Source organism: Thioclava kandeliae (genome assembly GCF_040297545.1).
GTDB classification, from domain to species: Bacteria; Pseudomonadota; Alphaproteobacteria; order Rhodobacterales; family Rhodobacteraceae; genus Thioclava; species Thioclava kandeliae.
In genome coordinates, this window is sequence record NZ_JAYWLC010000010.1 from 46,495 (window position 1) to 57,946 (window position 11,452).

Sequence of the window (11,452 nt, forward strand, 5' to 3'; positions counted from 1 at the left end):
ACGGCTGCGTTATATCTGATGAGTTATATATGCGGGTGTGCATAATTATTCCCACCAGCGGTCGATCTTGGCAATCTGCGCATCGGACCAGCCGAAATGATGGGCAAGCTCGTGCACATAGATATGGGTTACCAGATCGGCCAGACCGATATCGCCGCGGGCAATCCACTCGTCCAGAAGCGCGCGCCGGAAGAGCCAGATCACGCTCGGACCCTGCGGATCGCTGAAAGCGACCTCGGTCAGGGGCACTCCCTCATAGAGGCCGGTCAGCGAGAAGGGATCGTCAATGCCCAGATCGCGCAACATGTCCTCGGGGGCCAGCTCGGCCACATGCAGGCGCACGGCCCTTGCAGCCTGCCGGAACGGGTCGGGCAGGGCATCGCGCGCAGCCAGCGCGAGCGCCTCGATCGCGTCGAGCGAGGGCGGCAGATCGGACCCTGCGTCAGGATCGGCGCTAGGGCGTGGGGTGCAGGGCTGGTCTGAGCGATCATTCATGCCGTAGATATGGACAAATTCGTGCTTTTATGGAAGACGGAAGCCGCATCAGGAGACTTTGAATGACCGTTACACGTTTTGCCCCGTCGCCCACCGGCTACATCCATGTCGGCAACCTGCGCACCGCGCTGATGAATTACCTCATCACCCGCAAGCAGGGAGGCACGTTCATTCTGCGGATCGACGATACCGATCAGGAACGCTCCAAACAGGAATATATCGATGGTCTGAAAACCGACCTCGAATGGTTGGGCATCACATGGGACCGTGAGGAATACCAGTCCAAGCGCTTCGACCGCTATTATGCGGTGGCCGAGGAGCTGAAGGCGGCTGGCCGTCTCTATGAATGCTTCGAGACCCCGACCGAGCTAGATCTCAAGCGCAAGAAACAGCTGAACATGGGTAAGCCGCCGGTCTATGACCGCGCCTCCCTGCATCTGACCGAAGAGCAGAAGCAGGCCTATCGCGACGAGGGCCGTCAGGGCTACTGGCGCTTCCGCCTCGATCTGGAGCGGATCGAGTGGAAGGATGGCATTCTTGGCGATCTGTCCATCGATGCGGCCTCGGTGTCGGATCCCGTGCTGATCAAAGCCTCGGGCCAGATCCTCTATACGTTCGCCTCCTCGGTCGATGATACCGATATGGGGGTGACCGATATCGTGCGCGGCGGCGACCATGTTACCAATACCGCGACGCAGATCCAGATCATCCGCGCCATCGGTGGCACGCCGCCCAATTTCGCGCACCACTCGCTTCTGACCGGCCCGCATGGCGAGGAGCTGTCCAAACGTCTGGGCGCGCTCTCGCTGCGCGACCTGCGGGCCGAGGGCATCGCTCCCGAGGCGCTGCTGTCGATGATGGCGCGTCTGGGCTCGAGCCAGCCGGTCGAGCTGAAAATGTCGATGCAGGAGCTGATCGACGGCTTCGAGATCAGCCAGTTCGGTTCCGCCCCCACCAAATTCGACCGCGAGGACCTGATCCCGCTGACCCGTGCGCGCAACCAGCATCTGCCCTTTGCCGATGTGAAGGAGCAGATCCTCGCGCTCGGCATTCCCGCCGCTCAGGCCGAGCAGTTCTGGAAGGTCGCCTCGCAGAATATCGACAAGCTATCGGATCTGGCAGGCTGGGCGGATCTGTGCCTCAACGGGGCCGAGCCGCTGATCGACGAGGAAGATCGTGCCTTTGTGACCGAGGCTCTGGCGATCCTGCCGGAGGCTCCATTCACCGAGACGACGTGGAAGGACTGGACAACGGCGGTGAAGGCGCAGTCGGGCCGCAAGGGCAAGGGGCTGTTCATGCCGCTGCGCAAGGCTGTGACCGGAATGGAGCACGGCCCCGATATGGGCGAGCTGATGCCGCTTCTGCACAAGGTGCGTGCCCGCGCCTGAGCGAAGCCTCTGACAAGACGATGGAAGGGTGCCTGAAAGGGCGCCCTTTTTTCATGTGCGGGGCAGGGGAAAGCCCCCATGTTTCCGTAGGGGCACGGAAAAGTGAAGCGCACAGGGAGGCGCGGATAAAAGCGCGTGGAACAATTTTCGCGCAAGACAGGGGCGGGTTGCGGATTCGTCACAGCGAATCGGCAAGCTTTTGAACTACCGTAAAAATTCGATTCGGTGGTTGCGAATCCCCCTCGAGTCAGGCGATGCAGGAGACCGTGAAACATTTCTGGGAAGGTCTGCGGGATGTTATCCACAGGCTTATGACCGGATTCGTCCATATCTGTGGTGGGGACATTTTTTTATCCCCAGATATCGTGTTCGGATCTAGAGTTATCCACGAGTAACACGTTTACACCCTGTTTCACACAAGTCACGATATCTGGTATGAACTAGGAACGGATCCGCCGTCCCTAGTATGCATGACAACCCGTTGCGGTTCATCGCAGGGGAATGAACAAGAGCAGAAGGACCAGAGATATGGCACTCAGCGACGATTATATCGGCGACGACGCCCACCCGATCGATGTGGTCGAGGATCTGGCCGAAGCCCATGCGTGGGAATTCAACCGCGTCACCGATGACCAGATCGCGATGGTGGTGGAAGGGCAGTGGCGCAGCTATTCGCTGACGCTTGCATGGTCCGATCAGGACGAGGTGCTGCGCCTGATCATGACCTTCGAGATGGATCCGCCTGCCGAGCGCCTGCCGGTGCTCTATGACATGATGAACCGCGCCAATGATCAGGTTTGGTCGGGCAGCTTCGTCTACTGGCCCGAGCAGCGTCTGATGGCATGGCGCTATGGTCTGGTGCTGGCCGGTGGCCAATGCGCCTCGATCCAGCAGCTCGACGAGATGATCGGCACCGCATTGATGTCGGCCGAGCGGTTCTATCCGGCCTTCCAGCTGGGCTGCTGGGGCAATCGCACGGCGGCAGATGCCATTCAGGTCGCCATTGCAGAGGCTTACGGTCGCGCCTAAGCTGCGCCCCGCAAAAGAAGGGGTGCAGAATGGATTTTTCCGATATTTCCGAACGTGGTCTGGTTCTGCTGGGCTGCGGTAAGATGGGCTCGGCGATGCTGGCGGGCTGGCTGAAGGGCGGCCTTGATCCGAAATCGGTGACCGTCATTGCCCCGCGTCCCTCCGATTGGGTCCGTTCGACCGGTGTGCGCATCAACGAGGATCTGCCTGCGTCTCCCGCGGTCGTGCTGCTGGCCGTAAAGCCGCAGAAGATGGGCGAGGCCCTGCCGCAGCTGGCCTCTCTCGGCAATGGCACGACGCTGTTCCTGTCGGTCGCGGCGGGACTGACGCTCGCGAAATACGAGGGGATCCTCGGAGCGCAGACCCCGATCGTGCGCGCCATGCCCAACACACCCTCGGCCATCGGGCGCGGGATCACCGCGATCATCGGCAATGCGCCGGTCAGCGGCGCGCAGATGGATCAGGCCGAAGGGCTGTTGCAGGCCATCGGGCAGGTGGTGCGCCTTGACGCCGAGGACCAGATGGATGCGGTCACCGCCGTGTCCGGCTCGGGTCCGGCCTATGTCTTCCATCTGATCGAGACGCTGGCCGCGGCCGGTGTGGCTCAAGGGCTGCCAGAGGATCTGGCGATGAAGCTTGCCAAGGCGACTGTGGGAGGGGCGGGGCAGCTCGCCGAGGATGCGCCCGAGGATCCGTCGCAGCTGCGGGTCAATGTGACCTCGCCGGGCGGGACTACGGCAGCGGCTCTGGCCGTCCTGATGGACGAAACCTCCGGGTTTCCCGCGCTTCTGGAGCGCGCGGTGAAAGCTGCGGCGGATCGCGGGCGGGAGTTGGGCGCGTGAGCGTGACATTCGAGGATTTCCTGAAGCTCGATATCCGTGTCGGGCGCATCACCCGCGCGGACCCTTTCCCCGAGGCGCGAAAGCCTGCGATCAAGCTCTGGATCGATTTCGGTGGCGAGATTGGCGAGAAACGGTCCTCGGCGCAGATCACCAAACATTACGCGCCCGAGACGCTGGTCGGAAAACAGGTTATGGCGGTGGTGAATTTCCCGCCGCGCCAGATTGGTCCAGTCATGTCGGAGGTGCTGGTGCTGGGTGTGCCTGATGAAGAGGGCGGGATTGTCCTGATCGGGCCGGATCAGGATGTGCCCGAGGGGGGCCGCCTGCACTGACACTCCCAGTCAGGTGCACCATTCGACAAGGGCGCGCCCGGGGCGCGCAGGCGCGGCTTCGCCGCGCTCGCGCGCAATCTCTCGGACAGGTGCGGGATTATTGCCCCATTGCCTCGCGCCAGTGCCTGCGGCAAAGCGAGACATAGGTTTCGTTGCCGCCCACCTGCACCTGATCGCCGCCGCGCAGCGCCTGTCCGTCAGGCCCCATCCGCACCACCATCGTGGCCTTGCGCCCGCAATGGCAGATGGTGCGCACCTCGCGCATGTCATCGGCCAGCGCCAGCAGCGCCGCCGAACCGGGGAAAAGCTCGCCCATGAAATCGACGCGCAGCCCGTAGCACATGACCGGAATGCCGAGGTCATCGCAGGCCCGCGCCAGAGCCCAGACCTGTTCGCGGGTCAGGAATTGGGCCTCGTCGATGAAGACGCAGGCACAGGGACCTTGGGCAAGGCGGTCCTCGATCATCGCGAACATGTCGGTCTCGGGCGTGAAGCAGAGCGCATCGGCACCGATGCCGATCCGGCTGCCGATCCGGCCTGTCCCTGCGCGTGTGTCGAGCTGGGCCGTGACCAGAAGCGTCTGCATCCCGCGTTCGACATAGTTGTGGGAGGCCTGCAGCAGCAATGTGCTCTTGCCGGCATTCATGGTGGAATAATGGAAGTAAAGCTTGGCCATAGGCGGGGGATAGCTGTGCTGCGGGAGTTGGGCAAGAGCCTTGCAGCCCTCTTGGTGCGGGGAATTCGGCGGATGACTGCGCCGGGGGCGCGGGGGCGGTGGCAAGGCGGCATCGAGCCCCCTTGCCACCGCCACATCCCCTGCGGGGCTGTGAAGCCCAAGGCCGGCGTTCAGGCGCGGTCGGCGGTGTCGAGCCAGATCGTGATCGGGCCGTCATTGGTCAGGCTGACGGCCATATCGGCGGCAAAGATCCCGTTTTCCACAGGCAGATCCAGCTTGCGAAGCGCTTCGCTGAAATACTCGTAGAGATGTTTGCCGGTCTCGGGGGCGGCGGCGCTGGAAAATCCGGGCCTGTTGCCGGTGCGGGTATCGGCGGCCAGAGTGAACTGGCTGACCACAAGGCAGGCCCCGCCCACATCGCTGACCGAGCGGTTCATCTTGCCCGCCTCGTCCTTGAAGATGCGCAGCTTGGACACGCGGGCCGCGAGCTTCTCGGCCTGCACTTCGGTATCGCCATCCATCGCGCAAACAAGCACCAGAAGGCCGCGCCCGATCTCGCCGGTGATCTGGCCGTCCACTTCGACCTTGGCGGAGGTGACACGTTGGAGGAGTGCGCGCATGACGATGCCTTTCTGAGGGTTTTTCGGCAGCATAGCCACTCTGGCGCTGCCGTGCAGGCATTCTACGTCACTGTCGGGCGGAATGCGACCTAGCGGGCGATGTAGAAGAGCACCCCCGCCACCAGCGCGGCCAGGAGGGCGGCCAGCGCGATCTTCCATGCCGACCATGGCCTGTCGCCGGATACGACCCCTGTCTGGCCATTGACGATGAACCGGTAGCTCCGGCCCTGAAACCGGTAGGCGGCGGACCAGATCGGCAGCAGGATATGTTTGAAGGTCTCGTCATGGAATTGTGGATCCATCGCGCCAAGGCGCTGGGTATCGCCGCCGATATCGCGGCGGATATCGCTCTGGATCACCTGCAGCATCTTGGCCTGCGCCTGATGGTGGGCCTCGGGGATCTCGACCGTATAGCTCTCGGCCGAGAAACCCGCCAGAAAACTCCCGTCATAGGCGGCCACCCGCGAGAGGTTCCATGGGTGCAGGCGCCCCACATGGTCATCGGGCAGCGAGCGGGCGGCATAGACCAGCACATCGTCGAAATCGCGCGCGACCTGCCCTGTGACGGGGGTCCAGCGGATGCGGCGTTCCTGCTCTTCGCGCCGCACGGTCTGGCCGTTCTCGTTGACCGTGACCAGCCGTGTCTCGTAATAATAATCGCCGCGCTGGCCGGAATAGCGGGTGCGCGAGCGCGCATCAAAGGTCCAGAATGGCGCATAGACGCCGGTCATGCGTCGCCCCTTGCGGGCAAACTCGGCCAGCCCGTTGGGGGCGAACCAGCGGCCCTTGAGCCATTTTGTCAGCGCCGCGCGGGCCTCGGTCTCGGTCACCGTAAAGGGCAGCACGCCTTGCGGCGCAAACTGGCGGGCCCCGCCCGCTTCGGCCACGATCGGGGTGGCACAGAACGGGCATTCCGTGGCCTGCTGGTCCGGTCCCAGCTCGATTTGGGCCGAGCAGTTGGGGCAGGACAGATGGCGCTGACCTATGCTCTCGGTCTCCGGCAGACCCTGCACAAGCACCGGCGCAAGCGGCAGCTCGCGCAGCCCGCTCTCTCCGCGATGGGTGATGGCGGGAATGTCCTGCATATGGCCACAATGGTCGCAGACCATCCGCGTCTCGCCCGGATTGAAGCGCAGATCGGCGCCGCAGGCTTCGCAAGGGTAGACGCTTGGCGTGTCGCGGCGCGCGGCACGGGGGACTTGGGGGAGCTTCATGGCGGCGGGCCTCGTTCGGGGTGCGGTTACGCGCCCGGCGGCGGTGGCGGTTGGATGGTGAAGAGCTGCGCCAGTTCGGGGATCTCCTCGGCGGCGAGCCAGCCTGATTGTCCCGGCGCCCAAACAAGCGAGGCGCGGGTGAACTGCCCCTCCGCTTTCATCTGCGCCAGCTGCCCGCGCCCGAACGGCCCGAGCGTCTGGCCGTTCACCGCCATGTGCCAGACCTTCTCGACAGCCGGCGGGGGCGGAGGAGGCGGTGCGGCGGTGCCTTGGGGCGCGGGGGCTTGCCCCGGGGCAACGCCTTGCGGAGCCATCTGGCCCCAAGGGCCCGCCTGCGGGGCGGTATGTGCGGGTTGACCCCATGGCCCCCCCATCTGCTGGCCCATCGCCATGCCCATCCCCGCACCGAGCCCAGCACCCATGGCAGCCCCCATACCGGCGGATGCTCCCGATCCGGGTTGGCCCATGGCCTCTGCGGCATTGAACTGCATGTAACGGTTGAGATCGCCCACGATCCCCATCGAGGTCCGTTTGTCGAGCACTGTCTCCACCTCGGAGGGCAGCGAGATGTTCTCGATATAGAATTCGGGCAGGCCCAGCCCGTATTCGGCAATCGTCGGTGCGATGGCCTCGGCCACCAGCTTGCCCAGATCGGCCGTATTGGCTGCCATGTCGAGCACGGGGATATTCGCGCCGGCCAGCGCGCGCGAGAATTCCTGCACGATAATATTGCGCAGCTGGTAGCTCACCTCATCGGCGGTAAACTCGCCGTCGGTGCCCACGATCTCGGTGATGAACTTGGCCGGATCGGTGACCCGCGCCGCATAGGTGCCGAAGGCCCGCAGCCGCAGGGGGCCGAATTCGGGATCGCGGGTGATCACCGGATTCTTGGTGCCCCATTTGAGATCGGTGAAGCGCGTCGTGTTGACGAAATAGATCTCGGACTGGAAGGGCGATTTGAAGCCATGATCCCAGTGTTGCAGCGTCGTCAGGATCGGCATGTTGTTGGTTTCGAGGAGATAGAGGCCGGGGGTGAAGACATCGGCCAGCTGCCCCTCATGCACGAAGACGGCGGCCTGTCCCTCGCGAACGGTCAGTTTCGCACCGTATTTGATGGCATGTCCCTGCCGCTCGAAGCGCCAGACCATCGTATCGCGGGTGTCATCCACCCAAGAGATGACATCGATGAATTCTCCGCTGAGAAAGTCGAGAATACCCATGATCCGGTCTCCGCTTGTCGGTTTGGGGGAGGGCGCGCAGGCCCTCGTTCAGTCGTTCGGCATCAGCTCCGCGGCGACCTGCCGGATCACCGGCATGGCCTCGTCTTCCGACATGCCCGGGCGCAGGCGCGGATCGTAGAGCATCTTCAGCATCAGCTCGTCCTGACGGGTCAGGCGGGCGAATTCCTCGTCATCATTGAAGATCGAGGGGCGCGCGCGGGGATAGTCATTGGCCAGCCCGAGACCCTGCGCCAGCTCCTCGTCATAGCAACTTTCGCGCATCGCATCGGGATGCTCGCCACGGATGATCGCGACCGCGCGCGAATAGTCCGAGCGGTCGCCCTCGGAAAAGGCGAAGACCACGCAGAAGGTCGTGGTGGGCAGGTTGGTGATCGCATGGATCGAGCTCTCGTCGATGCCGGGCACCATTTTGCGCAACAGGTCCTGCGATTTCTCGCGCTCGTCCTCGTTCAGCACAAGGATCGAGAAATTACCGTTATCGGGAACAAGGCTGACCGGATGGCCGCTGGCACTGGCCAGTTTGCCGGCATAGGCGCGCACGGTAGCGGTGTCCTTGAGGCGTTCTTCTTCGGGGATCGAGGCCCCGAAATGCAGATCCATGCGCACCGGTTTTTCCCAGCGCCGCAGCTTCGACACGGTCGGTCTGGCAATGAAGGCGCCGTTGCGGTGCTCGTATTCGTCGTAGAGCGCCACATTGACGAAGTTATCGATCAACTGGTGCCGATGGAAGGGCGCATCGCGCGGCGCGACATCGGTGCGCAGCAGCCCCTGCGCCAGAAGATTGTCCTGCACCTGCTGGAAATAGGCCGAAAGCGCGAGACTGTCCTGCGAGCGCGGCGCGACCTTGGGTGGGCCAGAAGATTTCGGGGGGGCCAGAAGCGGGCGCGGCGTCGCGCGCGGTGCCTGTGCCGAGCCGTCCATTCCGGGCAGGTTCGAGCAGCCGAGCACCGCCAGCAGGCAAAGGCCGAGCCCTGCGATGCGCAGCCTCGGGCCGTGTGATCCCGCAGGGATGCCCGATCTGGAGGGCGTGCTCGGGCCGGAGGTCATGCTCGGGGGGCTCCTTTATCTGCGGAGCTGCGCGGGCTGCGGGCCGAGGCCAGTGTATCGCGCAGGCGGCCTTCCATCTGGACCAGCTCGGCTTCCGCCGCAGCGCGCTGGCGCTTGCCTTCGTCGGCGATCGAGAGGCTGTCCTCGATGGTGGCGATCAGCGTCTCGTTGGCCTGACGCACGGCAGCGATGTCGAAAACGCCGCGCTCCATTTCCTGCCGCACGGTCTGGTTGGCCTGACGCAGGTTCTCGGCATTGGCGGTCAGCAGTTCATTGGTCAGGTCATTGGCGGCCTTCACGGCACCTGCAGCCTCGGCCGAACGCTGGATGGTCACCGCCTGAGCCAGCTGGGTCTCCCACAGAGGCACGGTATTCACCAGCGTCGAGTTGATTTTCGACACCAGCGCCTTGTCGTTTTCCTGCACCAGCCGGATCGAGGGCAGCGATTGCATCGTCACCTGACGGGTGAGTTTGAGGTCATGCACGCGGCGCTCCAGATCGTCGCGGGCGGCACGGATATCGCGCAGCTCCTGCGCGCGGATCAGCTTGTCGGTCTCGCTGGCCTGCGCCACCTCGGCCTCTTTCGCGGGGATGATCTCGGCATCGGCCTGCGCCAGCTTGGCCTCGCCCGCCGCAATATAGAGCGCGAGCTCATCGTAGAATTTCAGCGTCTTGGTATAGAGAAGATCGAGCGATTTCACATCCTTGAGCAGCTTCGTCTCATGGGACAGAAGCACATCGCTGATCTTGTCGATCTGGCCCTGGACCTCCTCGTAACGGGCGAGGAATTTGGCAAAGGGGGCGGCGCGTCCCATCAGCTTTTCCCACCAGCTCTGCTTGCGGCGCACATCCAGTTCACTGACCGAGAACCCGCGCAGGGTGGTCACGATATTGCGCAGGCTGTCGCCCGCAGGGCCGGTATCCTTGTTCTTCACATCGACCAGCATGGCCTGGCTGATTTCCTGCAGCTCGGACTGGGCGCGGGTGCCGAAACGCAGGATCGTGTTGGAATCGGTCAGATCCACCTCGTCCATGCGCGAGCGGATCTCGATGGCGGTCGGAGCCTCGGCGCCCTCGAGCGCCACGCCCACCTCCTTCGGGTCAGGCAGCCGGATCGCGGCCACCTGTTCGATTTCGCTCACATTTTTGGCGGCGGCTTCGCGGGTCGTGTCGCTCATAGGATGGTCTCCTCAGGGCTTTCGGTGTCATTTATGCGCAGACGAAGGGGGCGGGGCAATGCCTTCCCGCTCCAGCCGCTCGCGCAGCACGTCGATTTCGATCTCCAGCCCCTCGCGACCGCTCTCGATGAGCTGGCGCGATTTGGCGGTAAAATTGCGCTCGAGGTCATCGAGAAGGGTCTCGTAACCGGCCCGCGCCTCAGCGTCGCGCGTCTGGGCATAAAGGTCGGCAAAGCGGATGGTCGCATCACGCGCGCCTTCGAGATAGAGCGTCAGATAGCGCCGCGCCGCGCGCAGATCGTTGGGGTCTTCCTCGACCGCGCGGAAGAGATCGCGGGCATGGGTGGCAAAGATCTCGACCCGCGCGGTCAGCTGGGGCGTGCCGGCGCGGGCGATGGCCTCGCGCATGGCGGCCAGATGCGCCTCGCCGGTGGCGATGGCCTCGGCGGCACGCTCCTGCTGGAACGGGTCGATGCCCTCGAGCCCCTTATCCTTCAGCGGGTCGATCCCGAAGGCCACGAGGCCCAGAACGGTGCCGATGAGGCCGCAGCCTATGGCGCCCATCAGCCCCATCTCCTGCGCGCCGATCGCCAGCCCGAGGCCAAAGCCGAGGCTGCCCAGTATCTTGCGGGGAAGGGCGGGGCGGCGGGCCTTGCCACGCGCCTCATAGGCGGCTTGCGCCTTCAGCCCCTCGCGCAGCAAAAGCGCTGCACCCGCACAAAACCCGAAGCCCAGAATGCCGCGTGCCAGTCCCATCGGCCCGTCGCCGAAAGCGCCAAAAAGGAAGGGCAGGGCACAGACCGCCAGCCAGAAGGGGCGGCCCTCATAGGGGTGCTCGGGGCGGGGCAGCCGCTCGGTAGGGATGTCTTCCTGTCCGGCGCTGCGGGGCGGGGCATCGGGGCTGTATCTGCCAGAGAAACGGCGGGCCATGGCTCAGACGCTGCCTGTTGCCGCGATCTTCAGCACCAGCGCCAGCATCAGCAGGAAGGCGATGCGCTGGATGGCTTTTTGCGACATGGGTCCCCCTAAACTTGCCCGAATGGTCATGGTGGTGCTCATCTTAAGCGGAGAATAGGTATTTCGGCACGTCTGTGCCAGAGGGGGATGGCAGAAAAGCGCCCATACGCAGGCGCTCTGTCATGACATCTGTATGAGCTATGGGGCCGGAACGACAAACGGCGCCAGATCTCTCTGGCGCCGTTCGATGTTTTCTTATTCGCTGCGGGGCTTGCGCGGACCTTTGGGGCCAGAGCCGCGCGGTCCGTTGCTACGGGGGGCATCCCCACGGGGGCCGCCTTTGAAGCCGCCGCCCGGTTTGCCACCAAATTTCTTGTCACCGAAGGAACGGCCTTCGCCGCCTTCGCGACGCGGGCGGTCGCCGAACTTCTTG

General features: G+C 64.1%; 12 protein-coding genes. 4 read left to right on the top strand and 8 right to left on the bottom strand.

From position 1 onward, the window contains the following. Window positions 1-45: 45 nt before the first annotated feature. A complete protein-coding gene (locus tag VSX56_RS13170) occupies window positions 46-495 on the bottom strand; it encodes a metallopeptidase family protein (RefSeq protein ID WP_350937727.1) in 450 nt (149 codons plus the stop codon). A gap of 62 nt (window positions 496-557) precedes the next feature. On the opposite strand from VSX56_RS13170, the gene gltX reads away from it, so the two are divergent. The 4 genes from gltX to VSX56_RS13190 all read left to right on the top strand — a co-directional run bounded on the left by gltX (window position 558) and on the right by VSX56_RS13190 (window position 4,086). Continuing rightward, window positions 558-1,883, top strand: coding sequence for a glutamate--tRNA ligase (gene gltX, locus VSX56_RS13175; RefSeq protein ID WP_339111948.1), 1,326 nt, complete (start codon window positions 558-560; stop codon window positions 1,881-1,883). Window positions 1,884-2,411: 528 nt separating this feature from the next. Next, entirely contained in the window at window positions 2,412-2,912 is a 501-nt protein-coding gene (locus tag VSX56_RS13180; RefSeq protein ID WP_339111949.1) for a type III secretion system chaperone family protein, read from the top strand. Window positions 2,913-2,941: 29 nt separating this feature from the next. Then, on the top strand, window positions 2,942-3,754 hold the full coding sequence (gene proC, locus VSX56_RS13185; RefSeq protein WP_350937730.1) for a pyrroline-5-carboxylate reductase: 813 nt from the start codon (window positions 2,942-2,944) through the stop codon (window positions 3,752-3,754). After that, the gene (locus VSX56_RS13190; RefSeq protein WP_350937732.1) at window positions 3,751-4,086 is read left to right on the top strand and encodes a tRNA-binding protein; all 336 of its coding nucleotides are present in this window, start codon (window positions 3,751-3,753) and stop codon (window positions 4,084-4,086) included. Before proC ends, VSX56_RS13190 begins: the two co-directional genes overlap by 4 nt. A 97-nt stretch (window positions 4,087-4,183) precedes the next feature. Here VSX56_RS13190 and VSX56_RS13195 read toward each other — a convergent pair whose 3' ends face one another. The 7 genes from VSX56_RS13195 to VSX56_RS13225 form a co-directional block, all read right to left on the bottom strand. After that, complete coding sequence (locus tag VSX56_RS13195) at window positions 4,184-4,762, bottom strand: thymidine kinase (RefSeq protein ID WP_339111952.1); 579 nt, start codon at window positions 4,760-4,762, stop codon at window positions 4,184-4,186. Between the two features lie 170 nt (window positions 4,763-4,932). Next, a complete protein-coding gene (gene dtd, locus VSX56_RS13200) occupies window positions 4,933-5,382 on the bottom strand; it encodes a D-aminoacyl-tRNA deacylase (protein WP_339111953.1) in 450 nt (149 codons plus the stop codon). An 89-nt stretch (window positions 5,383-5,471) separates the two neighbouring features. Then, entirely contained in the window at window positions 5,472-6,596 is a 1,125-nt protein-coding gene (locus VSX56_RS13205; RefSeq protein ID WP_350937736.1) for a TFIIB-type zinc ribbon-containing protein, read from the bottom strand. Between the two features lie 26 nt (window positions 6,597-6,622). Next, the gene (locus tag VSX56_RS13210) at window positions 6,623-7,816 is read right to left on the bottom strand and encodes an SPFH domain-containing protein (RefSeq protein ID WP_350937738.1); all 1,194 of its coding nucleotides are present in this window, start codon (window positions 7,814-7,816) and stop codon (window positions 6,623-6,625) included. A 48-nt stretch (window positions 7,817-7,864) separates the two neighbouring features. Further along, window positions 7,865-8,884, bottom strand: a complete 1,020-nt coding sequence (locus VSX56_RS13215) for a DUF2927 domain-containing protein (protein WP_339111956.1) — start codon at window positions 8,882-8,884, stop codon at window positions 7,865-7,867. Further along, entirely contained in the window at window positions 8,881-10,062 is a 1,182-nt protein-coding gene (locus VSX56_RS13220; protein WP_350937740.1) for a toxic anion resistance protein, read from the bottom strand. Before VSX56_RS13220 ends, VSX56_RS13215 begins: the two co-directional genes overlap by 4 nt. Window positions 10,063-10,089: 27 nt before the next feature. Beyond that, window positions 10,090-10,992 carry a 5-bromo-4-chloroindolyl phosphate hydrolysis family protein gene (locus VSX56_RS13225; protein ID WP_350937743.1) on the bottom strand — a complete coding sequence of 301 codons (903 nt, stop codon included), beginning with the start codon at window positions 10,990-10,992 and terminating at the stop codon, window positions 10,090-10,092. Window positions 10,993-11,452 lie beyond the last annotated feature (460 nt).